Origin of the sequence: Comamonas koreensis (assembly GCF_014076495.1) — a bacterium.
Lineage (GTDB): Bacteria > Pseudomonadota > Gammaproteobacteria > Burkholderiales > Burkholderiaceae_C > Comamonas > Comamonas squillarum.
The window spans coordinates 453,340-478,098 of record NZ_CP043575.1 but is presented as its reverse complement, the minus strand read 5'-3'; the positions used below and the strand labels follow the sequence as shown (position 1 = coordinate 478,098).

22 protein-coding genes are annotated in these 24,759 nt (G+C 66.5%); 9 read left to right on the top strand and 13 right to left on the bottom strand.

What is annotated here, in order from left to right; genetic code table 11:
• The first annotated feature begins 93 nt into the window (after nt 1-93).
• Complete coding sequence (locus F0Q04_RS02250; RefSeq protein WP_182344254.1) at nt 94-915, top strand: TlpA disulfide reductase family protein; 822 nt, start codon at nt 94-96, stop codon at nt 913-915.
• Here F0Q04_RS02250 and F0Q04_RS02245 read toward each other — a convergent pair.
• From F0Q04_RS02245 to F0Q04_RS02220, 6 genes are all read right to left on the bottom strand, one after another.
• Nucleotides 902-2,443: a class I adenylate-forming enzyme family protein gene (locus F0Q04_RS02245; RefSeq protein WP_182344252.1), complete on the bottom strand. Its 1,542-nt coding sequence runs from the start codon at nt 2,441-2,443 to the stop codon at nt 902-904. The genes F0Q04_RS02250 and F0Q04_RS02245 overlap by 14 nt on opposite strands.
• A gap of 10 nt (nt 2,444-2,453) precedes the next feature.
• Nucleotides 2,454-3,443 (bottom strand): Bug family tripartite tricarboxylate transporter substrate binding protein, encoded by a 990-nt coding sequence (locus F0Q04_RS02240; protein ID WP_182344250.1) that lies wholly within the window; start codon nt 3,441-3,443, stop codon nt 2,454-2,456.
• A 44-nt stretch (nt 3,444-3,487) separates the two neighbouring features.
• Nucleotides 3,488-4,684, bottom strand: a complete 1,197-nt coding sequence (locus F0Q04_RS02235) for an acetyl-CoA C-acetyltransferase (protein WP_116927442.1) — start codon at nt 4,682-4,684, stop codon at nt 3,488-3,490.
• 23 nt (nt 4,685-4,707) lie between these two features.
• Nucleotides 4,708-5,976 (bottom strand): acetyl-CoA hydrolase/transferase family protein, encoded by a 1,269-nt coding sequence (locus F0Q04_RS02230; protein ID WP_409935118.1) that lies wholly within the window; start codon nt 5,974-5,976, stop codon nt 4,708-4,710.
• A complete protein-coding gene (locus tag F0Q04_RS02225) occupies nt 5,973-6,866 on the bottom strand; it encodes a MaoC/PaaZ C-terminal domain-containing protein (RefSeq protein WP_116927443.1) in 894 nt (297 codons plus the stop codon). The genes F0Q04_RS02230 and F0Q04_RS02225 overlap by 4 nt, the downstream gene beginning before the upstream one ends.
• A 293-nt stretch (nt 6,867-7,159) precedes the next feature.
• Nucleotides 7,160-8,065 carry an SDR family NAD(P)-dependent oxidoreductase gene (locus tag F0Q04_RS02220; protein WP_116927493.1) on the bottom strand — a complete coding sequence of 302 codons (906 nt, stop codon included), beginning with the start codon at nt 8,063-8,065 and terminating at the stop codon, nt 7,160-7,162.
• 223 nt (nt 8,066-8,288) lie between these two features.
• Here F0Q04_RS02220 and F0Q04_RS02215 point away from each other — a divergent pair, with 223 nt between their 5' ends.
• From F0Q04_RS02215 to F0Q04_RS02185, 7 genes are all read left to right on the top strand, one after another.
• A complete protein-coding gene (locus tag F0Q04_RS02215) occupies nt 8,289-9,185 on the top strand; it encodes an FAS1-like dehydratase domain-containing protein (RefSeq protein ID WP_182344248.1) in 897 nt (298 codons plus the stop codon).
• A gap of 87 nt (nt 9,186-9,272) precedes the next feature.
• Nucleotides 9,273-10,439 (top strand): acyl-CoA dehydrogenase family protein, encoded by a 1,167-nt coding sequence (locus F0Q04_RS02210; protein WP_116927445.1) that lies wholly within the window; start codon nt 9,273-9,275, stop codon nt 10,437-10,439.
• Between the two features lie 40 nt (nt 10,440-10,479).
• The gene (locus tag F0Q04_RS02205; RefSeq protein ID WP_182344246.1) at nt 10,480-11,661 is read left to right on the top strand and encodes a CaiB/BaiF CoA transferase family protein; all 1,182 of its coding nucleotides are present in this window, start codon (nt 10,480-10,482) and stop codon (nt 11,659-11,661) included.
• Nucleotides 11,662-11,686: 25 nt separating this feature from the next.
• Entirely contained in the window at nt 11,687-13,066 is a 1,380-nt protein-coding gene (locus F0Q04_RS02200; RefSeq protein ID WP_182344244.1) for an MmgE/PrpD family protein, read from the top strand.
• 148 nt (nt 13,067-13,214) lie between these two features.
• Nucleotides 13,215-14,168 carry a tripartite tricarboxylate transporter substrate-binding protein gene (locus F0Q04_RS02195; RefSeq protein ID WP_232539630.1) on the top strand — a complete coding sequence of 318 codons (954 nt, stop codon included), beginning with the start codon at nt 13,215-13,217 and terminating at the stop codon, nt 14,166-14,168.
• Nucleotides 14,169-14,383: 215 nt separating this feature from the next.
• Nucleotides 14,384-15,271 (top strand): HpcH/HpaI aldolase/citrate lyase family protein, encoded by an 888-nt coding sequence (locus F0Q04_RS02190; protein WP_232539486.1) that lies wholly within the window; start codon nt 14,384-14,386, stop codon nt 15,269-15,271.
• Between the two features lie 142 nt (nt 15,272-15,413).
• Complete coding sequence (locus F0Q04_RS02185; RefSeq protein WP_021024706.1) at nt 15,414-16,283, top strand: hypothetical protein; 870 nt, start codon at nt 15,414-15,416, stop codon at nt 16,281-16,283.
• Nucleotides 16,284-16,350: 67 nt separating this feature from the next.
• Here the strand turns inward: F0Q04_RS02185 and F0Q04_RS02180 are convergent, their stop codons facing one another.
• The 4 genes from F0Q04_RS02180 to F0Q04_RS02165 all read right to left on the bottom strand — a co-directional run bounded on the left by F0Q04_RS02180 (nt 16,351) and on the right by F0Q04_RS02165 (nt 21,458).
• Complete coding sequence (locus F0Q04_RS02180; protein WP_182345526.1) at nt 16,351-17,277, bottom strand: tripartite tricarboxylate transporter substrate binding protein; 927 nt, start codon at nt 17,275-17,277, stop codon at nt 16,351-16,353.
• Between the two features lie 121 nt (nt 17,278-17,398).
• The gene (locus tag F0Q04_RS02175; RefSeq protein ID WP_182344242.1) at nt 17,399-18,976 is read right to left on the bottom strand and encodes a class I adenylate-forming enzyme family protein; all 1,578 of its coding nucleotides are present in this window, start codon (nt 18,974-18,976) and stop codon (nt 17,399-17,401) included.
• Between the two features lie 23 nt (nt 18,977-18,999).
• Complete coding sequence (locus F0Q04_RS02170) at nt 19,000-19,953, bottom strand: Bug family tripartite tricarboxylate transporter substrate binding protein (protein ID WP_182344240.1); 954 nt, start codon at nt 19,951-19,953, stop codon at nt 19,000-19,002.
• A 188-nt stretch (nt 19,954-20,141) separates the two neighbouring features.
• Nucleotides 20,142-21,458 (bottom strand): Glu/Leu/Phe/Val family dehydrogenase, encoded by a 1,317-nt coding sequence (locus F0Q04_RS02165; protein WP_420093970.1) that lies wholly within the window; start codon nt 21,456-21,458, stop codon nt 20,142-20,144.
• 199 nt (nt 21,459-21,657) lie between these two features.
• Between F0Q04_RS02165 and F0Q04_RS02160 the strand changes: the two genes are divergently transcribed.
• Nucleotides 21,658-22,440 carry a fumarylacetoacetate hydrolase family protein gene (locus F0Q04_RS02160; RefSeq protein ID WP_182344238.1) on the top strand — a complete coding sequence of 261 codons (783 nt, stop codon included), beginning with the start codon at nt 21,658-21,660 and terminating at the stop codon, nt 22,438-22,440.
• Between the two features lie 97 nt (nt 22,441-22,537).
• Here the strand turns inward: F0Q04_RS02160 and catC are convergent, their stop codons facing one another.
• The 3 genes from catC to F0Q04_RS02145 all read right to left on the bottom strand — a co-directional run bounded on the left by catC (nt 22,538) and on the right by F0Q04_RS02145 (nt 24,744).
• Nucleotides 22,538-22,822, bottom strand: a complete 285-nt coding sequence (catC, locus tag F0Q04_RS02155) for a muconolactone Delta-isomerase (RefSeq protein WP_116927452.1) — start codon at nt 22,820-22,822, stop codon at nt 22,538-22,540.
• A gap of 275 nt (nt 22,823-23,097) precedes the next feature.
• Complete coding sequence (locus tag F0Q04_RS02150) at nt 23,098-23,862, bottom strand: hypothetical protein (protein WP_182344236.1); 765 nt, start codon at nt 23,860-23,862, stop codon at nt 23,098-23,100.
• A gap of 9 nt (nt 23,863-23,871) precedes the next feature.
• Nucleotides 23,872-24,744 (bottom strand): YaiO family outer membrane beta-barrel protein, encoded by an 873-nt coding sequence (locus F0Q04_RS02145; protein ID WP_182344234.1) that lies wholly within the window; start codon nt 24,742-24,744, stop codon nt 23,872-23,874.
• Nucleotides 24,745-24,759: the final 15 nt, after the last annotated feature.

Below are 24,759 nucleotides of genomic sequence, written 5' to 3'. Positions count from 1 at the left end.
AATGGAACCAAAAGGCGCGCCAGGTATTCAGACTGCACAATCGCCGCTGGTGTGTACCCACTCCAGCGTTTTTTGTCATTCAGAAATACAACGATGAGCGCAAGTTTGCAGATCGGGCCGTTTTCACTGCCCTGGGGTTTGGTCATTTTGATGCTGGCATGGCTTGCGGCCGATGTGCTGCTGGCGCGCTGGGCGCGCAAGCGCGGCCTGGCCACAACGCCGCATGCCTGGCTGCTGCCGCTGTTGGCGCTGGTGGCGGCGCGCCTGGGCTTTGTCGCCCGCTATGCCGATGAGTACCTGGCGCAGCCGCTGTCAATGCTGAATGTGCGCGATGGGGGCTGGGAGCCCTGGGCGGCGCTGGCGGTGGCGGTTGTCTATATGTGGTGGCTGTGGCTGCGCAAAAAGGCCGTGTTGCAGCCGCTGGCGGGTGCGGCGGCGCTGTTTGCGGCGCTGTGGCTGGGCGGCCATGCGCTGTTCTACAACTTCTCCTCCAGCGCCAAGGCCTTGCCGCCGCTGTCGCTGGTGGCGCTCGATGCCCAAAGCCATGCGCTCGACCAGTTCAAGGGCAAGCCCGTGGTCATCAACCTCTGGGCCAGCTGGTGCACCCCCTGCGTGCGCGAGATGCCCGCGCTGCTGGAGGCGCAAAAGCGCTACCCGCAGGCGCAGTTTCTCTGGGTGAACCAGCAAGAGGCGCCCGAGGTGGTGCTCAAGGCCGCGCGCGGCTTTGGCCTGCCCGATGGCCAGGTGCTGCTCGATCCGCGCAACAGCATGGGCGAAGTCGCTGGCAGCCGTGCGCTGCCTACCACCTTGTTCTATGACGCCAGCGGCCAGCTGCAGGGCCAGCGCGTGGGCGAGCTCTCCCACGCCAGCCTGAACGATTTCATGCAGCAGATCGTGCCGGCTACGACGCCGTAGCGCTTGCGGGCGCTGCAGCGGTCTGCTCCGCCTCCAGCCGGGCCTGCAGCTCGCGCTTCATCACCTTGCCATTGGCATTCACCGGCAGCTCATCGATGGCGATGATGCGCGCCGGCCGCTTGTAGGGCGCCAGGTGCTCGCGCAGGTGTTCCTGCAGCGCCTGCGCATCGGGTGGATGGCGGGCATCCTGCACCACAAAGGCGATCACGGCCTCGTTGCCATCGGCCTCTTTCTGGCCCACGACGGCGGCGCGCTGGATGCCGGGAAAGCTGCCCAGCGCATGCTCGACCTCGCTGGGGTAGACGTTGAAGCCCGAGCGGATGATCATCTCCTTGAGGCGGCCCACGACGAAGAGCGCGCCATCGGCATGCAGCTCGCCCAGGTCGCCGGTGGCGTACCAGCCGCCGTCGCGCAAAGCGGCTGCCGTGGCCTCGGGGTCACGGAAGTAGCCGGGCATCAGGCCCGTGCCCCGCACCCAGATTTCACCGCGCTCGCCGGTCGGCAGCGGACGGCCGCTGTGCGGATCGACGATCTGCAGTTCCGCGCCATCGATGCAGTAGCCAGCGCTGGTGTCGCTGCGGGCTTCGTCGATGCGCGTCAGGTGCAGCGAGCCGGCGTATTCGCTCATCGCATAGCCATGGTGCAGGGTCTGGCCAAACAGCGCCTCGACCTTGGTTTTCAGGGCCAGATCGAGCGGGCCGGCGCCGGTGTAGAGGTAGCGCAGATGCGGCGCCGCCGGTTGGCGGATGCCCTGCTGCTCGCAGTGCTGCAAGAGGCGCGCAAACAAGGCGGGCGGGCCTTGCAGCTGCGTGATGCCATGGTGGGCGAGCGCGTCGAGCAGATCGGCGGGCTCGAACTGGCTGCGCATCTCCAGCGCGGCGCCGGCCGACAGCGAGGCCAGCAGCACCGTGCCCAGGCCGAAGATATGGGTCATCGGCACAAAGGCGTAGACCTTGTCATCGGGCCCGAGCCGGCGCGACTGGGCCGAGACGCGGGCAAAGTGCGCCACACCGCGCTGGCTCATCAGCACGCCCTTGGGCGTGCCGGTGGTGCCGGAGGTGAAGATGATGGCAGCGACTGGATTGCCGTCCGGCTCGGGCTCGGCGCGCGCATCGGCACGCACCGCCGTGTGGGCCAGGCCCGGCACGCAGGAGGGGCTGACGCCATAGCGCTCGGCGTGCGCGGCAGCGGCCTTGGAGACGCGGTCGGTGAAGTAGACCACCCGCGCATCGGCCTTGTCGGCAAAGCCGCGCACCTCGCCGGGCGCCATGCGGGCATTGACGCCGCAGGCCCAGGCGCCCACGCGGCTGCAGGCCAGCAGCAAGGCGGCATGCTCGGGGCAGTTCTCGGCGACCACCAGCACGCGGTCGCCGCTGCGCACCTGCAGCACGCGCAGCTCCGCCTCCAGCGCATCGACCAGGCGGCCCAGGTCGGCATAGCTCAACGTGCGGTCCGGCAGGTAGATGAAGGGCCGGTCAGGGGCCTCCTGCAGCCAGCGGTCCAGAAACTGGTGAATGCGAAATTCCATATGTTCCTCTTCAGTCCACCACAATGCCCTGGGTCACGGTGGACCACATCTGGCGTTCCTTGGCGGCGCGCTCGACCAGGGTCTGGGGGCTGCCCGTCCATTCGTCGTAGCCCAGCTCCTTGTACTTGGCCTTGAGCTCAGGCTGGGCCAGCGCGGCATTGATCGCCTTGTTCAGGCGCATCTGCAGCTCGGGCGACATGCCCTTGGGGCCGTAGACGGCATACCAGCCGCCGACATCAAAGCCCTTGAGGCCTTCGATGCCGCTTTCGGCAAAGGTTGGCACATCGGGCAGCGCCGGGTTGCGCTGGGGCGAGGTGACGGCAATGGGCGTCACCTTCTTGCCGTGGATGTAGGTGCCGGCGGTGCTGATGATGTCCATCATCATGTTAATCTGGCCGCCCATCACATCGGTCATCGCTGGCGCGTTGCCGCGGTAGGGCACATGGTTCAGCTCGATGCCGCTGCGCTTGGCAAACAGCAAGGTGCCCAGGTGGTTGGAGCCGCCAACGCCCGCCGATGCATAGCTGAGCTTGCCAGGGTGGGCCTTGGCATAGTCGACCAGCGCCTGCGTGGTCTTGAAGGGCTCGTTGTTGTTGGCTACCAGCACGTTGTAGTAGCTCAGCACCGGCGCGATCGGGGTGAGGTCCTTGACCGGGTCGAACTGCATCTTGCGCATCACATTGGGGCTGATGGTGATCGTGGGGCTGGCGGCAAACCACAGGGTCAGGCCATCGGGGTTGGCGCGCGAGGTTTCGTTGCCGGCCAGGGTGGCGTTGGCGCCCGTCTTGTTGTCGACCACGACGGTGCTGCCCAGCTCCTTGGACAGCGCGATGGACAGCAGGCGTGCGCCCTGGTCCACGGGGCCGCCGGCCGAGTAGCCGACGATGAGGCGCACCGGTGCGCCCGATCCCAGGCCCCCTTGGGCATGGGCAGCAGCGCAAAGGCTGAGGGCGGCGGCTGCCGTGGCGGCCAGCAGGCTGCGGCGGTGGATGAAGGTCATGTCTTGTCTCCTGGTTTTTTGTCGTAGGTGGCAGCTGCCGTGCGTCAGTAGCGCTCGAACACGGCGGCAATGCCCTGGCCGCCGCCGATGCACATGGTCTCCAGGCCGTAGCGCCCCTTGCGGCGTTCGAGCTCATGCAGCAAGGTGGCCAGAATGCGCACGCCCGTGGCGCCAATCGGGTGGCCCAGCGAGATGCCCGAGCCGTTCACATTCAGGCGCTCGGCATCGTTCCACTCCAGGCCCTGCAGCACGGCCAGCACCTGGCAGGCAAAGGCCTCGTTGATCTCGACCAGGTCCATGTCGTTCATCGACAGGCCCAGCTTGCCCAGCAGCTTCTTGACGGCAGGCACCGGGCCAATGCCCATGCGCGAGGGCTCGCAGCCGGCAGCGGCCCAGCCCACCAGGCTGGCCATCGGCGTCAGGCCCAGCTCCTGGAGCTTGTCTTCGGCAACGATGAGGCAGGCGGCCGAGGCATCGTTTTGCTGGCTGGCATTGCCGGCGCTGACGGTGCCGCCCTTCATCAGCGCGCGCAGCTTGCCCAGCGAGTCCATCGTGGCATCGGCGCGAAAGCCCTCGTCGCGGCTGAACAGCATGGGCTCGCCCTTGCGTTGCGGCACGCTGACGGGTACCACCTCGGCATCAAAGCGGCCGGCCTGCCAGGCGGCAGCAGCACGCTGGTGGCTGCGCAGCGCAAAGGCGTCGGCCTCTTCGCGGCTGATGCCATAGTCGCGCGCCAGGTTCTCGGCGGTCTCGATCATGCCGGAGATGACGCCAAAACGCTCCACCGGTTGCGAGCGCTCGCGGCCCCGGTCCAGGCGGTCATACATGGTGACGCTGCCGGCGCGCTTGCCCCAGCGCATATCGGTGGTGTAGTACTCGATATTGCTCATGCTCTCCACACCACCGGCGATCACGACATCGGCGGCGCCGCTTTGCACCATCATGCAGGCGGTGACCACCGCTTGCAGGCCGCCGCCGCAGCGGCGGTCGAGCTGCATGCCGGGCACTTCCACCGGCAGGCCGGCCTGCAGCGCGGCCCATCGGCCCACGCAAGGCGTTTCGCTGCTGGCGTAAGACTGGGCAAACACCACATCGTCGATGCGGCTGGGGTCGATGCCACTGCGCTCGACCACGGCACGCACGGTGGTGGCGGCCAGGTCCTCGACCGAGACGGGGCGCAGGCTGCCCCCGTAGGTGCCTACCGGGGTTCGCAAAGGGGTGACGATGGCGGCTTTACGCATGGTTATGTCTCCAGAAAATTGAATCAATTCAGTTGTTGGCGCGCTTGGGCCGCCAGAAGGTCTCGGTGTTCAGGCGCGGCAATCGCCAGCATCGCGCGCACGCGCTGGGCCAGGCTCAGGCCGCGCAGATCGGCCACGCCATGCTCGGTGACGATCAAACCGGCATCGGCGCGCGGTGTGGAAACCGGCCCGGACAGCTGCGCGACGATGCGCGACTGGCCGCGCGCGGTAGACGGCAGCGCGACGATCGGCAGGCCGCCATCGCAGGCGGCAGCGGCCCGCAAAAAATCCATCGCACCGCCGACCGCGCCCAGGTACTGGCCCGCCACCACCTCGGCATTGATCTGGCCCGTTAGGTCCACCTCGATCGCCGAGTTGATGGCGGTGAGCCGCTGGGTCTGGCCTAGCACCCGGGCGTTGTGGGTGTAGTCGGTGCCGGCAATGCGCAGCGCACGGTTGTTATGCGCCCAGCGCCGCGTGCGGGCACTGCCCATCAGCAGGCCGGTGACGCTGGTGCCCACATCGATGCCCTTGCGCGCGTTGGTGATGACGCCGGCCTCGACCAGGTCGGCGACGCGGTCGCCAATGGTGCCGCTGTGCACACCCAGGTCGCGGTGGCCCTGCAGCGCCTGCAGCACCGCATCGGGCAGGTTGCCAATGCCCAGCTGCAAGGTGGCGCCGTCTTCCACGCGGCTGGCGATCAGCTGCGCAATCGCCTCTTCGGCGGGGCCAATCTTGCCAGCGGGCACATCGACGACGCCCTGGTCGCTCTGCACCCAGGCATCCACATCGGCCAGGCGCAGGCTGGCGCCCGCCACCCAGGGTACATCGGCGTTGACCTCGGCAATCACGCAGCGCGCATGGCGCATGGCAGTGACCAGGTAGTCATGGGCCAGGCCCAGGCTGCAGTCGCCATCGGCATTGGGTGGTGATACCTGGACGAACACCACATCGACGGCGATGCGGCGGCTGGCGATCAGCTGCGGAATCTGTGAATAGTGGCAGGGAATCGGATCGAGCACACCGGCCATGCCGAGCGTGCGGTGCGAGCCACCGGCCGCATAGCCGCGCATGTCGATGGCATCGGCATGGTCAGGCTGCAAGGTAGTTGCGCCGCCAATGCCCAGAAAGACGCTGGTACGCGCAAAGCGCTGGCGCTGGGCCACATAGGCCTGGATCAGCGACAGCGGCTCGGCGGCCGACTGGCCCCAGACGATGCTGTCACCAGCGCGGATGAACTGCGCCAGGTCCAGGTCTGCCAGCGCCATCTGCCGGCCTTGGGCCATGCTCATGGCTGCGCGGCAGCGATGCTGGCATTGCCGTGGCTGAGCACGACAATGCCGCGCTCGACCACCAGCGCGCGGAACTGCAGCGCGTCCCCTTCCTGCCAGACCTCGGTGCGCAAGGTCTCGCCCGGAAACACCGGCGACGAAAAGCGCGCATGCATGCTGCGCAGCAGGCTGGCATCGCCGTTGCAGGCGGTCATCACCAGCGCATGGCAGACCATGCCGTAGGTAGCCAAGCCGTGCAGGATGGGCTTGTCAAAGCCAGCGGCCTGCGCCACTTTGGGATCGGCATGCAGGGGGTTGTAGTCGCCCATCAGGCGGTAGAGCAGGGCGGCCTCGGGGCGGATCGTGTGGGTGTAGGTCCAGCGCGGCGCCGTATCGGGCGTGGGCGCCAGTGCCGGCAGCGAGGTATCGCTGGGCTGGCCGCCCAGCGCTTCGCTGTAACCACCATCACCCCGGCAGAACGTGACCTGCTCCAAGGTGGCGTAGAGTGTGCCATCTTCGCCTTCCAGGCTGCGCTCGCTCACCACAATCGCGCCCTTGCCCGCGCCCTTGTCGATCACGCGCGTGACCCGTGTCTTGCCCACCACCTTGGCCCCCACCGGCAGCGGCTGGTGGATGGTGGTGCGCTGCTCGCCATGCACCAGCTTGACCCAGTCAATCCCCGTATCCGCCTCCTTGGCCCAAAAGCCCGGATAGCCCAGTACCGAGCTCATCGTCGGCAGCGCCTGCAGCGGCTGCGCCATGCCCTCGTAGACCAGCGGCAGATTGCGGGCATCGAGCGGATCATTGCCCACCCCCAGACTCAGCGCATACAGCATCGTGTCGCGCTGCGAATAATCCTGGTGCACCGGCGCAAACGGCCGGTCCTTGAGTTGCTGGTAATTGATGGTCATGGTCGTTGTCTCTGGGGTTGTTGTTGTGCGAAGGCGGAAGGGAAACGGCACTTCGGTATCGGCTATGGATGCGCACAGGAGGCTGTTCTGGAGGTCCTGCAACGCCACTGGGGGGTATCTGTGAAACTGGCAGAGCACACCTATCGAGCCTGTGTGAACAACTCAGTCGTCCCTACTGAGCGCCATGCCAAAAACTGGCGAGGCCGATCTACCAGGCACCGACGAAGGGCCGCCCCGCCCGGAGGGTGCCGTCCCCCTTTAGGGGGAAGCGGCAACGCCGCACAGGGGGTAGCTTAGACAGGATCCCAGCTAAACACCTCCCCCGACCGCTCCATCGGCACAAACGAGGATTTGAGCGCCGGCATCGCATGCGAGGCGATGTCCTCGGGCGTCCAGCCCTCGCCCTGGTGCACCGAGCGCAGCGGGCGCGGTTGGCTCATCAGGAAGATCTCGTTATTGCGCACGGCAAACACCTGGGCGTTCACATCCTTGGCCTGGTCGCTCAGCAGGTAGACGGCCAGCGGGGCGATCTTGTTGGGGGTCATCTGCTTGAGCTTGTCCACGCGGGCCTGCTGCTCGGGCGTGTCGGTGGGGATGGAGCCGATCATGCGGCTCCAGGCAAAGGGCGAGATGCAGTTGCTGCGCACATGGAACTTGGCCATGTCCAGCGCAATGCTCTTGGACAGCGCGACGATGCCCAGCTTGGCGGCCGAGTAGTTGGCCTGGCCAAAGTTGCCGATCAGGCCGGAGGTGCTGGTCATGTGCACCATCGCGCCGCTCTCCTGCTCCTTGAAGTGGTTGGCCGCAGCGCGCGCCACGTAGTAGCTGCCGTAGAGGTGGACCTTGATGACGGCATCCCACTCGTCGACGCTCATCTTGTGGAAGAACCGGTCACGCAGGATGCCGGCGTTGTTGACGATGCCGTCGAGCTTGCCAAAGCTGTCGAGCGCGCATTGCACGATCTTGGCCGCGGCATTGGCGTCCGAGACGCTGTCGGTATTGGCGACGGCCTGGCCTCCTGCGGCCTTGATCTCGTTGACGACCTGTTGCGCGGGGCCGTCGTCATGGCCTTCGCCGGTGGTGGAGGTGCCGATGTCGTTGACGACAACCTTGGCGCCTTGCTGGGCCATGGCCAGGGCCATATCACGGCCGATGCCGCCGCCAGAACCGGTGACGATAACGACTTTGCCTTCGAGCATGGTGGACATGTCTGCTTTTCCTTGGATCTGTGTGTGTCGATGAATGCCACCAGCATGCCGTCCATTAAGCGCATTGCCAATTCGCAAATGCGTAGGCAGGTCTTTGGCAAACTGAAACGACTGGCTCACAAATGCGCGTTAACCCGCTGTCTTCACCGCTGTAAAAGGAGAGGTTCCAATCTCTGCGATTGCGCTGGCGGGCGCAGCCTGCGACAGTGCCACCATGTCGCGAACCCCTGAACCTTCCGCCGCCTCGCTCTCTGCCGAGCAGGTCGCCCATTTGCAAAGCTGGATCCACAAGACCGAGACCATGCAGGACCTGGTGGCCCGCACGGCCGCGGCGGGCCTGTCGGCCACCCTGGACCGCGATGATGCCCCGGCCCAGGATGGCGACAGCCTGCCGCCGCTGTGGCACTGGATGAACTTTTTGCCGATGGCGCGGCAAAGCCTGCTGGGGCCGGACGGCCACCCGGCGCGTGGCGGCTTTCTGCCCCCGGTGCCGCTGCCCCGGCGCATGTGGGCGGGCGGTCGCCTGCAGTGGCAGGCGGACAACCCGCTGCGCATTGGCGAGCGCGTCGAGCGCGTCTCGCGCATCGCCTCGGTGGACCACAAAGTGGGCCGCTCGGGCGAGCTGCTGTTTGTGCTGGTGCAGCACAGCTACCGCAATGCCCGGGGCCTGGCGCTGACCGAGGAGCATGACATCGTCTACCGCGCCGCCGCCCAGCCCAGCGACCCGGTGCCCCAGCCCACGGCCGCCCAGACGCAGGCCGCCTGGAAGCGCGAGATCACGGCCGACCCGGTGATGCTGTTCCGCTACTCGGCGCTCACCTTCAACGGCCACCGCATCCACTACGACCGCAGCTATGTCACGCAGGAAGAGGGCTACCCGGGCCTCATCGTGCATGGCCCGCTGATCGCGACCTTGCTGGTCGATCTGCTGCGCCGCAATGCGCCGGATGCGGTGCTGACCGACTTCTCGTTCAAGGCCATCCGCCCCACCTTTGATCTGCACCCCTTCACCGTGCTGGGCGAGCCCCAGGACGATGGCAAGACCATCAAGCTCTGGGCGCATGACCATGAGGGCTGGCTCACGATGCAGGCCACCGCCAAGATCCGCTGAGCGCCGCCACCAACAACGCTTTTCCCAACACCGGCGGGTGGCGCAGACGCTGTCAGCGCCGCCACCCCCAACGCCCGACCCAGAACCATGATCGAACATACCGGCTCCAACAACTTCCCCGAAATCCGCGATGCCATCCGTGCGCTCTGCGCCGAGTTCCCCGATGAGTATTTCCGCAAGGTCGATGAGGCGCGAGCCTACCCCGAGACCTTTGTCGAGGCGCTGACCAAGGCCGGCTGGCTGGCCGCGCTGATTCCGCAGGAATACGGCGGCTCCGGCCTGGGCCTGACCGAGGCCTCGGTCATCATGGAAGAGATCAACCGCTGCGGCGGCAACTCCGGCGCCTGCCACGGCCAGATGTACAACATGGGCACCTTGCTGCGCCATGGCTCGGCCGCGCAGAAGGAAAAGTACCTGCCCAAGATCGCCAGCGGCGAGTGGCGCCTGCAATCGATGGGCGTGACCGAGCCCACCACCGGCACCGACACCACCAAGATCAAGACCACGGCCGTGAAGAAAGGCGACAAGTACGTCATCAACGGCCAGAAGGTGTGGATCAGCCGCATCCAGCACAGCGATTTCATGATCTTGCTGGCGCGCACGACGCCGCTGGCCGAAGTGAAGAAAAAGAGCGAAGGCATGTCGATCTTCATGGTCGATCTGCGCGAGGCCGAGAAAAAGGGCCTGACCGTGCGCCCCATCCTGAACATGGTCAACCACGAGACCAATGAGCTGTTCTTCGAGAACCTGGAGATCCCCGAGGAGAACCTGATTGGCGAAGAGGGCAAGGGCTTCAAGTACATCCTGGACGGCCTCAACGCCGAGCGCACCCTGATCGCGGCCGAGTGCATTGGCGACGGCTACTGGTTCCTTGACCGCGTGACCAACTATGTGCGCGACCGCGAAGTGTTTGGCCGCCCGATTGGCCAGAATCAGGGCGTGCAGTTTCCGATTGCCGATGCCTTCATCGAGGTGGAAGCGGCCAACCTGATGCGCTGGAAGGCCTGCGAGCTGTTTGACAAGCACGAGCCCATGGGCGCCCAGGCGAATATGGCCAAGTACCTGGCGGCCAAGGCGAGCTGGGAGGCGGCCAATGCCTGCCTGCAGTTCCACGGCGGCTTTGGCTTTGCCTGCGAATACGACGTGGAGCGCAAGTTCCGCGAGACGCGTCTGTATCAGGTCGCGCCCATCTCGACCAACCTGATCTATTCCTACGTGGCCGAGCACATCCTGGGCCTGCCGCGCTCGTTCTGATGGCGCTGCGCAGCGATAAAAACAGACAACCGGAGTCTTCATGACAAGACCATTGGACGGGATCACCGTCGTATCGCTGGAGCACGCAGTCGCTGCGCCTTTTTGCGCGCGCCAGCTGGCCGATCTGGGCGCGCGCGTCATCAAGGTGGAGCGGCCGGGCAGCGGCGATTTTGCGCGCGGCTATGACAGCCGGGTGCGCGGCCAGTCCTCGCATTTCACCTGGCTCAACCGCAACAAGGAAAGCCTGGCGCTGGACCTCAAGGATGCGGCATCGCTGGAGGCGCTCAAGCAGCTGCTGGGCTCGGCCGATGTGCTGCTGCAGAACCTGGCGCCGGGCGCTGCGGCGCGCATGGGTTTGTCGTACGAGGCCCTGCATGCAGCCTTTCCGCGCCTCATCGTCTGCGACATCAGCGGCTATGGCGACAACGGCCCCTACCGCGACAAGAAGGCCTATGACCTGCTGATCCAGAGCGAGGCGGGCTTTCTGTCGGTGACCGGCACGCCCGAGACGCCGAGCAAATCGGGCATCTCGGTGGCCGATATTGCGGCGGGCATGTATGCCTACACGAACATCCTCTCGGCCCTGCTGCTGCGCGGCAAGACGGGCGAGGGCAGCCATATCGATGTGTCCATGCTCGAAGCGCTGGGCGAGTGGATGGGCTACCCGATGTACTACGCGTTCGAAGGCGCAGCGCCACCACCGCGCACCGGCGCATCGCATGCCAGCATCTACCCCTATGGCCCGTTTGTGGCCGGCGATGGCGGCACGGTGATGCTGGGCCTGCAAAATGAGCGCGAGTGGAAGATCTTCTGCGACCAGGTGCTGCTGGCACCGGCACTGGCGACCGACGCGCGCTTTGACAGCAATGCCAAGCGCAATGCCAACCGCGCCGAGCTGCAGGCCGAGATTGTGCGCATCTTTGGCGCGCTCAATGCCAGCGATGTGGTGCAGCGCCTGGACGAGGCCGGTATTGCCAATGCCCATGTCAACGACATGGCAGGTCTGTGGGCACACCCGCAGCTGCTGGCGCGCCAGCGCTTTGCGCAGGTGGACACGCCCGTAGGCACGGTGCCTGCGCTGCTGCCGCCCGGGCGCAACAACCAGTACGACTACCGCATGGATGCGGTGCCTGCGGTGGGCGAGCACACGGCCGCCATCCTCGATGCGCTGCAGCTGCCGGCCGATGCGCTGGCAGCGGTGCGCAAGGCCTCCGGCCTTTGATGCTATCTGTTGGAGAGACAAGAACATGACCACAGCAACCTCATCCCCCACGCCCGCGGCGCAACTGGCCCGCTTTGCCGCCGAGCTGCAGTACAGCGACATTCCTGAATCGGTGCTGCAGAAAACCGAAGACCTCTGGGTCGACTGGTTTGGCTCGGTGGTCGCCGGCCACAATGCCCGCCCCGTCGCCAGCATCACCCGCTTTGCACTGGGCCAGGGCCCGGCACAGGGCCCGGCCGAGGTGATCGGCCCCGAGGGCCGCAGCAGCAGCCCCTACCTGGCGGCGATGGCCAATGCCGCCGCCTCGCATGTGGCCGAGCAGGACGATGTGCACAACGGCTCGGTGTTCCACCCGGCAGCGGTCGTCTTCCCCCCGGCCGTGGCCGTGGCGCAGGCGCTGGGCAAGTCCGGCAAGGAGCTGCTGACCGCCTGCATCGCCGGCTATGAAGTGGGCATCCGCGTGGGCGAGTTTCTGGGCCGCTCGCACTACAAGATCTTCCACACCACCGGCACGGCCGGCACCTTGGCAGCAGCGGCGGCCGTGGGCCATCTGCTGGGCCTCAATGCGCATCAAATGCTGCATGCCTTTGGCTCGGCGGGCACCCAATCGGCCGGCCTGTGGGAGTTCTTGCGCACTGCGGCCGACAGCAAGCAGCTGCACACCGCCCATGCCGCCGGTGCCGGCCTGATGGCCGCCTACCTGGCCAAGGATGGCTTTACCGGCGCGGCCGATATCTTCTGCGGCGCGCAGGGCATGGCCGCTGGCATGTCCAGCGACAGCGACCCGGCCCGCCTCATCGATGGCCTGGGCACGCGCTGGGCGACGCCCGAGACCTCCTTCAAATGGCATGCCTCCTGCCGCCACACCCACCCGGCCGCCGATGCGCTGCTGCAGGTGGTACGCGCGCACCAGCTCAAGGTCTCGGACATTGCCGAGGTGGTGACCCATGTGCACCAGGCCGCGATCGATGTACTGGGCCCCGTGGTGGACCCCAGCACGGTGCACCAGAGCAAGTTCTCGATGGGCACGGTGCTGGCGCTGGCTGCGCGCTTTGGCTTTGCCGGCCTCAACGAATTCGACAACGAATTCCGCGCCGAAGACACGATGGCGCTGCGCGACAAGGTGCGCATGGTGCTGGACCCCGAGGTGGACGGCGCCTACCCGCAGCGCTGGATTGGCAAGGTGACCGTGACCACCACCGATGGCCGCGTGCTGGAAGGCCGGGTCGACGAGCCCAAGGGCGACCCGGGCAACACCCTGAGCCGCGAGGAGCTGACCGACAAGGCGCTGCGCCTGGGTGAATTCAGCCGCGCCGTGCCCGCCGCGCAGATGCAGCAATCGGTGCAGAAACTGTGGCAAGTACGGGATTGGACCAGGGTCGAAAAGCTGTTGGTCGCCGTATAAAGAAAGCAGCAGCGCCGGAGCTTGGTGGCTGCGCAGCGGGGGCCCGTTCAGGCCCCTTCCCCTACCGGGACGGGCAATGTACCTGTCCCCAGACAAGGAGACAAGAATGCGCTTTCGCATGTTGACCCCGGTGGCCGCTGCCGCCGTGATGGCCGCAGCCGGCCTGGGCCTGCACCTCAACGCCCAGGCGGAGGACTGGCCGACCAAACCCGTGGTGCTGGTGGTGCCCTACTCGGCCGGTGGCCCCACCGATGTGGTGGCCCGCATGCTGGCCATTCCGATGGGCAAGTCGCTGGGCCAGACCGTGGTGGTGGAGAACACCGTGGGCGCAGGCGGCACGATTGCGCCAGCGCGCGTGGCCCGCGCCAAGAACGATGGCTACACCATCCTGATCCACCACATGGGCATGGCCACGGCGCCATCGCTGTACAAGAAGCTGCCCTACGACCCGCTGAAGGATTTCGAGTACATCGGCCAGGTGCTCGATGTGCCGATGACGCTGCTGTCGCGCAAGGACTTTCCGGCCAACAACTTCCAGGAGCTGATGGCCTATGTGAAGGCCAACCAGGAGAAGGTGTCGCTGGCCAATGCCGGCATTGGCGCCGTCTCGCAGCTGTGCGGCATGCTGTTTGCGTACCAGGCGGGCGTCAAGCTCACCACCGTGCCCTATAAGGGCGCGGGCCCGGCGATGAATGATCTGATGGGCGGCCAGGTTGATCTGCTGTGCGACCAGACCACGCAGACCGCGCCGGTCATCAAGGACGGCAACCGGGTCAAGGTGTTTGGCGTGACCACGCCCCAGCGCCTCACTGCCATGCCGCAGATTCCCACGCTCGATGAGCAGGGCTTGAAGGGCTTTGATGTCAAGGTCTGGCACGGCATGTATGCTCCCAAGGGTACGCCGGCCGAGGTGATCACCAAGATCAACACCGCTTTGAATGTGGCCTTGAAGGACCCCGTCGTGGTGCAGCGCATTGCCGACCTGAGCAGCGAGCTGGTCACGCCGGACCGCGCCACGCCGCAGAGCTTGAAGACCTTGCTGGAATCCGAAGTGAAACGCTGGAACACGGTGATCAAGGCAGCCGGCGTGACCGCCGAATAAGAGCCGCCAACACAACCCTTGATACGTCGTTGCCTGGCCGGCCGCGCCAAGCCTTGTCGTACTACTGTCCTGCCTGCGGCTCGGCGCCTAGTCGGGGACGCCTAGTCTCAACCGCAAACCTTCGGTTTGCTGGGTCGTGTTAGCGGCTCTAAGCCTGGCGTTCACCCGCGCAGGAGCAGGGGCCATGGGCCCCTTTTTTGATAAACGGAAGACTGATGGACATGACTCTCAACGCGCATCCGCTCGCCACCGCCACCTCCTGGCTGTTTGTACCGGCCAGCCGCCCCGAGCGCATCGCCAAGGCCCTAACCAGTGGGGCTGATGCGGTGATCGTGGACCTGGAAGATGCGGTGGCGCCGCAGGACAAGGAAGGAGCCCGCGCCGCCTTGCTGGGCGCCTTTGGCCAGCTGCAAGTGGCAGAGCGCGCCCGAGTGCTGGTGCGCATCAATGCCCATGGCACGCCCTGGTTTGATGGCGACCTGCAGGCGCTGGCCCAGCTGGTGGCGCAGGGCGCCGCCGGGGTGGTGCTGCCCAAGGCAGAGGCCGCCGATGCCATGGCGCTGCTGCTGCCGGCGCTGGGTACGCAAGGGCTGCTGGTGCCCATCATCGAATCGGTGGCGGGCCTGCATGCGATCGATGCGATTGCGCGCGCGCCGCGCGTTTTGCGGCTGGCCTTTGGCCATCTGGATTTTCAGGTCGATGCCGGCATGGCCTGCGCCGAGGACGAGACTGAGCTGGTGCCAGTGCGCCTGGCCGTGGTGCTGGCTGCGCGCCGCGCACAGCTGCCCGCGCCCATCGATGGCGTGACAGTCAACACCCAGGATGCCGCCGTGGTGCAGGCCGATGCGGCGCGTGCGCTGCGCGGCGGTTTTGGTGGCAAGCTCAGCATCCACCCGATGCAGGTGGCGCCCATCAATGCGGCCTTTGCGCCGACGGAGGCGCAGCTGCAGCGCGCCCAGCAGGTGCTGGCTGCCGCCGAGGCAGCGCAAGGCGGGGTCTGCGTCGTCGATGGCCGCATGGTCGATGCCCCCGTGATTGCACTCGCCCACAAGACCTTGCAGCGCCACCAGCAGGCCCAGCGGCGCCTGCAAAGCGCGTCCTGAACAGGTTCTCAAAAAGCGGCCTGCACGGGGTGCAGGGCAGGACACTTTCTGACACAGACCTCCGCAATCTCGTCGATATACTCGCTCCACTACCGCGCCGCTACCGCGCCGCTACATTGGCGCACCGATATAGGAGAGCGACATGTTCAAACACGCGATTGCCTGGGCCGCCGTGGCCCTTACCGGAATGGCCCATGCCTACGTGCCCCAGGGCGGCACCTGGATCATCTCCGACGAAGTCAACGGCCGGCCCGGCCGTGGTTTTGCCGTCGATGTGCAAAACGACGTGCTGGTGATGCAGGTCTATGCCTATGAAAGCAGCGGCCAGCCCACCTTCTACATGGCCACCGGCCGCCTGAACGAGAACAGCGAGCTGACGACCACCTTGGGCCGCTACGAAGGCGGCCGTTTCCTGGGCAGTGGCGACCGCAGCGGCGTCGAGCGCGGCAGCCCTGGCAATGTGCGCATCCGCTTTGTCAGCGGCACCTTGGGCTACATCACCCTGCCGGGCGAAGGCGAGAAGGAAATCAAGCGCTACCAGTTTGGCTATGACAACTCGCCCGCCTCCTTGCTGGGCCTGTGGAGCCTGGTCTATGGCGACAGCAATGGCAATATCGAAACCGAGACCATGCAGCTGACCCGCATCACCGGCGGCTCTTCCTTCAGCAGTGGCATGACCGTCTCCTACGACGGCTTGTTTGCCTGCGAGCAGATCATCCGGGGTGTCGATACCGGCAAGACCCAGTGCGTGAAGATGCGCAGCGGCACCTCGAGCGAAACGGTACGGAGCTTCTGGTTTAACTTCAGCGTCAACCAGGCGGAGGGCAACTGGAACAATACCCGTGGCTCGGGCGAGGGCGCGCTGTATGCCAACCGCCTGATGCAGAACTCGGGCCGCATCACCGGCCTGTTGCGCAAGGTGACGCCGGATGCCGGCAGCGAGCAGGGCAGCAATGACGATGCGCTGCGCGCCGCACTGGAAGCCCAGGCCAGCGCGCGCCAAAGCCGCTGATCTGCGTTAACTTCCCCATGAAAAATGCCCTGGCTTGCCAGGGCATTGTTGTTGGGGCCTGAGCCTTTTATTCGATGCGGGCGCCAGTGGCTTTGACGACAGCAGCCCAGCGCTCCATCTCGCGGTCGATATGGGCGCCCAGCGCTTCGGGCGTGGAGCCGACGGGCTCATAGCCGCTGGCGGCCAGCTGCGACTGCAGCGCGGGGTTTTGCAGCGCGGTCGCAATCTCGCGGCTGAGCTTGCCGGTGATGTCGGCCGGGGTGCCCGCCGGGGCGATCACCGCGTACCAGCCATTGATGTCAAAGCCCGGAAAGCCCTGCTCCTGCACGGTGGGGATCTCGGGTGCCAGCGCCGAGCGCTTGGCGCTGGTGACGGCCAGCGCATGGAGCTTGCCGCTGCGCACATGCGGGATCGAGGTGGAGATGCTGTCAAAGGTCAGGTCGATATCGCTGGCCAGCATCGCATTGACGACGCCGGCACTGCCCTTGTAGGGCACATGGGTCATCTTGACGCCGGCGGTGCTGGCAAACAGCGCCCCAGCCAGGTGGCCGGTGTTGCCATTGCCGGCCGAGCCATAGGTGAGCTTTTCCGGGGCGGCCTGCGCGGCCTTGACCAGCTCGCCAATGTTCTTGGCCTGCAGCTTGCTGCTGCCCACGACGATCATCGGCAGGTTGGCCACCAGCGAGACCGGTGCAAAGTCCTTGCGGGTGTCATAGGGCAGCTTGGGGTAGAGGCTGTCATTGATCGCATGCGCGGCCAGCACCATCAGCACGGTGTAGCCGTCGGGCTTGGCACGCGCCACATACTGCGAGGCCAGGGTGCCACCGGCCCCGGGTTTGTACTCCAGCACCACCGGCTGGCCCAGCTGCTGCTGCAGCTGCAAGGCCAGCGGCCGGCCCAGCAGATCGGCACTGCCCCCAGGGGGGTAGGGGATGACCAGCTGGATCGGCTTGGTGGGCCAGGGCGCTGCATGGGCCATGCCGGCCAGCAGCATGCCGCTGGCGACCGCCAAGCCTGAGAGCAGGCCGGCCAGCTGCCTGCGCCGGAGGGAAGTGGTGTGGCGATGGGTCAAGTCGTGTCTCCTGGTCTTGTTGTTGGACGGGTGTTGGCGGCAATCAAGCGGCAGACTGGCTAACCTGGCTCGCGTACAGCGTGCGCAGCTCGCGCTTGAGCACCTTGCCGATCTCGCTGCGCGGCAGTTGGCTGTGGATGACCAGGTCGGCCACGCGCTGGGTTTTGCCCACACGGCTGTTGAGCCACTGCTGCAGCTCGGCCGGCTGGGGGCTGCTGCCGGGCTGGGGCACCACATAGGCGACGGGGCTCTCACCCCAGGCGTCCGAGGGCACGCCGATCACCGCGCACTCGCGCACCTCGGGGTGCTGCAGCATGACGGCCTCGATATCGCTGGGGTAGACGTTGAAGCCGCCGGTGATGATCATGTCCTTCTTGCGGTCGCCCAGCACGATGAAGCCATCGGCATCCATCTGGCCCACATCGCCGCTGCGGATAAAGCGCTCGCCGCTGGGGCTGATCCACTCGGCCTCGCGGGTCTTGTCGGGCTGGCGGTGGTAGCCGGTCATCATGCCGGCCGAGCGGCCGACGATTTCGCCCTGCGCGCCTTGGGGTAGCTCCTGGCCGTCCTCGTCGATAAAGCGCAGATCGGCGTCCGGCCCGGCGCGGCCGACGGTGTGCAGCTTGTCGGGGAACTGGTGGCAGTGCAGCTCGCAGCGCACGCCCCCTTCGGTCATGCCGTAGTACTCGATCAGGCGCCCGGGCCAGCGGCGCAGCACCTCGGCCTTGAGCGCGGTCTTGAACGGAGCGCTGGTGCAGAACTTGTGCTGCAGCAAGTGCAGATCGGTCTGGTCAAACGCCGGGCAGTCGAGCAGGCGCTGGTACTGCACGGGCACCAGCATGGTGTGGGTGGCGCGCTCGTCCTGGGCCAGCTGCAGGTACTGGGCCGCGTCGAACTTGCGCATCATCACCAAAGTGCCGCCCAGCGCCAACGTGGGCAGGACCGCCACCAAGGTGGTGTTGGAGTACAGCGGCGTCGCGCACAGCGATACCGCATCGGGCCCGTAGCCGTTGGTGGCTGCGCGCTTGACATGCGACCAGCGCATGCCCCAGCTTTGCACAATGCCCTTGGGCACGCCGGTGGTGCCCGACGAGTAGATCAGGTTGAAGGGCCACTGCGGCGTGGGCTGCACCGCTTGGGGCGCCTGGCCGGCGGGCACCTGGGCGAGCCAGTCGCTCCAGCGCGTGCCGGCCTGTGCGGTATCGTCCAGCGCGATGCAGGGGCGCTCGGCCGTGCTGGCCAGCGGCCACTGGGCGGCGACCTCGGCATCGCGCAGCAGCAGCTTGGCCTCGGCGTTGTCCAGCATGGCGCTCAGGTGCTCGGCCGTGGCCGATGGCGCCAGCGGTGCCACCACCACCCCGGCCTGCAGCGCGCCCAGGTAGGCCAGCACATAAGGCACCGAGGTGCTGGCGCAGATGGCCACTACATCACCGGCCTGCAGGCCTTGCTGCTGCAGCGCGCAGGCCACCTGGCGCATGCCCTGGGCCAGCTGGGCGTAGTTCAGGCGCGTGGCGCCCAGCACCAGCGCGGTGTGCTCGGGGCGCTCCTGGGCCTGGGCCAGCACCAGGGCGGGGATGGAGCCAAAGGGCTGGGCGAGTTGGAAGGAGGAAGTGTCAGACATAGCAAACATGCAAACGAAGGAAATCAGTCCAGAGACAGGTTGGCGGCGCGCACGATCTCGGCCCAGCGCTTGCGCTCCTGCGCGATAAAGGCGTCGTGCTCGGCCGCCGTCTCGCCGCCGGGCACACCACCCAGCTCGGCAAAGGTGCGGCGGATGTCGGCGCTTTGCAGTGCCTCATGCGCTGCCTGCTGCAGGCGGTTGACGATGGCATCCGGCGTGCCCGCCGGGGCGAGCAGGTCAAACCAGGCGGTCACATCCATCGGCACACCGGCCTCGCGCATCGTCGGCACATCGGGCAGCTGGGCCGAGCGCTCGCGGCTGGTGATGGCCAACGCCCGGAACTTGCCCGACTGGATATGCGGCATCGAGCTGGGCAGGTTGTCGATCATGAAATCGATCTGCTGGCCCAGCAGCGCAGTAACCGCAGGCGCTGCGCCGCTGTGGGGTACCAGGGTGACATCGAGCCCGCTTTGCTGGCGGAACAGCTCGGTGGACATGTGCGGCGACTGGCCCACGCCGGAGGTCGCGGCCGTCAGCGGCTTTTGCTTGCCCAGTGCCACGAGCTGCTGCACGTTCTGGATGGGGGAGTTGGCATGCACCACCAGGATGTTGGGCACCGAGATCACATTGGTGATGCCGCGCAGGTCGTTGGGGCCATAGGCCAGCTTTTTGTAGAGGCTGAAATTGATGGCCACCGGGCCGATGTTGCCCATCAGCAAGGTGTAGCCGTCGGGCTTGGCGCGCGCCACATAGGCGGTGCCGATGCTGCCGCCGCCGCCGGCCTTGTTCTCGACGATGACGCTGGTCTTGAGCGAGGAGCCCATCTTCTGGGCCAGCAGGCGCGCTGCGATATCGGTGGTGCCGCCAGCTGCTGCGGGCACGACGATGGCGATGGGGCGGGACGGCCAGTCGGCCGCAAAGGCCAGCAGGGGGGAAAGCAGCAGGGCCGCGAGGGCGCGGCGGCGCGCAAAGCGCATGGCGTTGTCTCCGTATTTATCGTTAAGGGCTCACGATAGGGAGTTCCACCCAGCGGCGTGATGGGGTTTGCCTGCACCAGCGCGCATTGGGCCTTCGCACTTGCGAAAGCCATGCTTTGCGTGCGCGGAAGCAGGGCGCAAAAAAAGCGGCCCGAAGGCCGCTAGCAATGCGTGGAGTCGTTCTGGCTTTATGGGTACAGACCACGTGCCTCGCGTGCGTGCAGAATGCGGCGGCAGGCGATGATGAAGGTGGCGGTACGCAGGGAGACCTTGTTCTCTTGCGCCACTTGCCACACAGCGGCAAAGGCTTCTTGCATGATGCGCACCAGACGGGCGTTGATCTCGTCTTCGCTCCAGAAGAAGCTGGAGAAATCCTGCACCCATTCGAAGTAGCTCACCGTCACGCCGCCCGCGTTGGCGATCACATCGGGCAGCACCAGCACACCCTTGTCGTTCAGGATGTCATCGGCTTCGGTGGTGGTGGGGCCGTTGGCGCCCTCGATCACCATCTTGGCCTTGATCTTGGCGGCGTTCTTGGCGTTGATCTGGCCTTCCAGTGCAGCGGGGATCAGGATGTCGCAGTCGACGGACCAGAAGTCCTCGTTGGCCATCTTGTCGGCGCCCTTGAAGCCGCCCACACCGCCGGTGTTGGCCACGTGCTCGAGCACGGCGGGCACATCCAGGCCCTTGGCGTTGAAGATGGTGCCGGTGTGGTCCTGCACGGCCACGACGATGGCGCCCGCTTCGGCAAACAGCTTGCCTGCCGTACCGCCCACATTACCAAAACCTTGCACCGCCACTTTGGCGCCTTGCAGGGCCAGGCCCGACAGCTTGGCGGCCTCGACGCCCACGGTGAACACGCCGCGGCCGGTGGCCTCGACACGGCCGAGCGAGCCGCCCAGATCGATGGGCTTGCCGGTGACCACGCCGGTAGCGGTGGCGCCGGTGTTCATCGAGTAGGTGTCCATCATCCAGGCCATGATCTGGCCGTTGGTGTTCACGTCCGGTGCCGGGATGTCCTTGGACGGGCCGATGAACAGGCCGATTTCGCTGGTGTAGCGGCGGGTCAGGCGTTCGAGCTCACCCTTGGACAGGGTCTTGGGGTCGACGCGGACACCGCCCTTGGCGCCGCCGTAGGGCACGTTCACGGCGGCATTCTTGATCGACATCCAGGCTGACAGGGCCATCACTTCGGACAGGGTCACATCCTGGTGGAACCGCACGCCGCCCTTGCCCGGGCCGCGGCTCAGGTTGTGCTGCACCCGGTAGCCTTCAAAGTGGGCGATCGTGCCGTTGTCCATCTCGATGGGCACATCCACGATCAGCGCGCGCTTGGGGCGCTTGAGCGTCTCGACCCAGCGGGCCAGCGAGCCCAGGTAAGGCGTGACGCGGTCGACCTGCTGCAGGTAGTTGCCCCAGGGGCCCAGGTGCTTGGGGTCGAGGTAGGAAGGCAGAGCGTGTTGTGGCGCTGCGGCGGGAGTGCTGTTGGACGGCATACGATCCATGCGGTTGAAAAGGTCTGTACAGCTTAAATCCGCTCTATACCTTTGTCCAAGGCCGGATGATTGGGATGGAATGCTTTTTTTGCATAACCTTGCACCGGTTCTGCTTACATGTAGCGTGTTTGCTGCGGTGACAGGGGCGGGCGGCGCTGTCCGTTACGCTATGCCGATTGGACTTTTTACACTTTCGAACGCCATCGCCATGCCCTCTGCCGACACCGCTTCGACCTTTCAACCCGCTGCCCTGGCCCAGGCGCTGCAGACCGCCACCGGGGCCGGCGCCGCCATCGACGCGGCCGCCTGGCCGGCGAGCCTGGCGCCTGCCGACATCATCGCCGTGCACCGCGAGCGGGCCCAGCGCTGGGGGGACGCCGCCCAAGCGCCCCAGTACTGGAAATCGGGTGGACCCAGCCGCAGCCAGCCGCTGGGCCATGCGCCTCTGCCGCCCCAAGGGGTGCACGGTGGCGGCGCCGATCTGCGTGCCACCCCGTTTTTCCTGCGCGGGGTTGAGGCGGAGATTGCGCTGCGCCTGGGCCAATCGGTCGATGCGGACCAGGCCGCTGCGCTCGATGAGGCCAGCGCCGCCCAGCTGATCGATGCGATGGCGCTGAGCATCGAGATCGTCGATTCACGCTGGCAGCAGCAGCTGCAGGCGCCTGCGGCCTTGAAGGCGGCGGACCTGCTCTGCCACGGCGCGCTGGTGCTGGGCGCCTGGCAGCCCTACCGCCCGGTGGATGGCAGCACGCAGCGCTGCACGGTCCAGATCGGCGCGCAGCCCGCCCAGGCCTTTGAGCGCAGCTATGGCCTGCAGGACCCGGCCTGGCTGCTGCCGCAGTGGCTGCGCCATGCGACGGCGCACTTTGGCAGCCTGCGCGCCGGCACGGTGGTGACCACGGGCAGCTGGTGCGGCTTGCTGCAGGCGGCGCCTGGCGATGCAGTGCGGGTGCAGTTTGACGGCATCGGCGAGCTGCGCGTGCAGCTGTAGTCCGCGCATCCAAGCCGGAAAGCACAACGCACACCGTCGCTGCTCGCGAGGGTGTGCGTCGTACAAGCGGGTGGCCGGCCCCTGCCGGCGCGCCGACTCAGTTCTGGGCGATGGCCGAGGGGTGCTGGGCCAGCGGCGTGACCGAGATCTTCATGTAGGGGAACAGCGGCAGCGCCTGCAGCAGGCCGTGGAGCTCGTCGTTCGATTCCACATCGAACACGCTGTAGTTCGCATACTCGCCCGCCACGCGCCAGATGTGCTTCCAGCGGCCATCGCGCTGCAGATCTTGCGAATAGGCCTTCTCGCGGGCCTTGATCTCTTGGGCCTGCGCTTGGGGCAGGTCATGGGGAATGTTCACATCCATGCGAACCAGATACAGCATTGTTTTCTCCTTGGCGGCGCCCCAGCGGGCCTGCCCGGTGGCCGGCCACCGGGCGCCATGGGTCGATCGGTTGGTCTGGGCCCTGCGGACAGGGCCACGGCGCATTGTCCGCCCAGTGGCAAGCCAACAGGGTCTCGTCGGCTAATCGTTGCTTGGGAAACTTTTTGGATCCTGGAGGAGGGGGTGGCCGGCGAGGTGCGGCCGGCGAGGTGCGGCCGGCGAGGTGCGGCCGGCGAGGTGCCCCCGGCGAGGTGCAGCGAAGTGGGCGCCCCCAGCTAGGCGCCCCCTCGCTCAGGCGCTGGCGCAAAGCTCATGAACAGACCGTAGATGCCCAGCTGCGCCGCAATCTGGGGCAAAAAGCTGAACAGCATGTACAAGGGCAAGGTGACCAGCAGGCTGAACTGCTGGGCCAGCCAGGCGAGCGAGGCGGCCTGCAGCGGAATGCTGACGACCAGCATCAGCATGCCGGTCATCGTGGCGGCGACCTTGTGCAGCACCGGGATCGGGAAGATGTAGAGCACCAGCGCATGCACGGCCGGCAGCAGCCAGAGCATGGCCAGGCCCATGTCCAGGATGTTGTCGGCCAGCAGGCGGTTGACGTCGCTGACGGCCAGCGTGGGCAGGAACTCGTAGGACAGCAGACCCACGATGCCCAACAGCGCGACGATGCGCAGCCCGTAGATCAGCGGCAGGCGCTCGCGCGAGAGCACAAAGGACAGCGCCATCAGCCCCAGCGACAGCAGCGCGCCACCCCACCATTGCCAGAGGCTGGGGGGCGGCACATAGAAATGTGTGCGCACCACCTCGATGGGCACGCCCAGCAGCGATGTGGTCTGCACCTCGACCCCCTCGCTGCTGCCCAGGCCCAGGTGCGGCCAGGCCCAGGCCAGCACATCGGCCCAGCGGTGCATCAACAGCGGCGCAGCCCACCACAGCACCAGCCAGAAGGCCAGCAGCAGCACCAGCAGCTGGGCGCTGTGCTGCCAGGTCCAGATGTAGCTTCTGAGGCCCCGGTGCTGGCGGGTCATGCGCAACGACATGGCCTGGCCTTAGAAGTCGAAGAACACCGCAGCGCTCAGGCCCTTGCGGTTGTAGTAGGGGTTGCGGTAGAACTGGCCGCCCACCAGGTAGCCCCAGTCCTTGCCCAGCCACTGGCGCCATTGCAGGCTCAGCTCGGTCGATTGGAAGCCGACCTGGTTGCCCACGCCGTTGGCGATGGCGCCGGTGGGTAGGTAGCCTTCCTTGCCATGGTCGATGCGGGCGGTGAAGTAGTGCTGCTTTTCGCGGCCCATGGTCAGCGCGGCAAAGCCCCGGTAGCCTTCGACCGAGCCGGGGTTGGACTTGTTGTAGACCACACCGCCTTCGCCGACCCAGTCGTTGGTCGAGTAGTAGGCGACCGAGGCGGTGATGCCGGTGTCGCGGTGGATGCCGTCGCGGCTGGCCGATTTCATCAGCGACAGGCCCGTCACCCACTGCTGGCTCTCGGTCCACTTGCGGTAGATGGCGATGTCACCGCGGTACTTGTTCTGGAAGTCGGCCGAGCCGGAGCTGGCACCCACCGACATGTACCACCAGGGCGACAAGGTGTGTGTCAGCGACAGCGCGCCCACGGTGCCGCGCTGGTCGAAGTGGCGCTGGCTGGCCAGGTCCCAGTTCAGGACGGTGCCGGGCTTGAGGCCGACATAGCCGCGCACGTACTCGTCATTCCAGTTGCTGTTGCCGCCGGTCAGGCTGGAGAAGCCCGCGCCGATATCAACCCGGCCGCGCTGGCCCGGCTCGAAGTCTGCGGCCGGTGCTGCAGGCGCGGCGGCGGGCTCGGTGATGGGCGCTGTGGTGCCGGCACCGGTGGTCTGGGCCATGGCAGGGGCCAGCAAGGCGGCGGCGCTCAGCGCCATGGAGCTGCGGAGGAAGAAGGTGTTCATGGGGTTCTTGTAGAG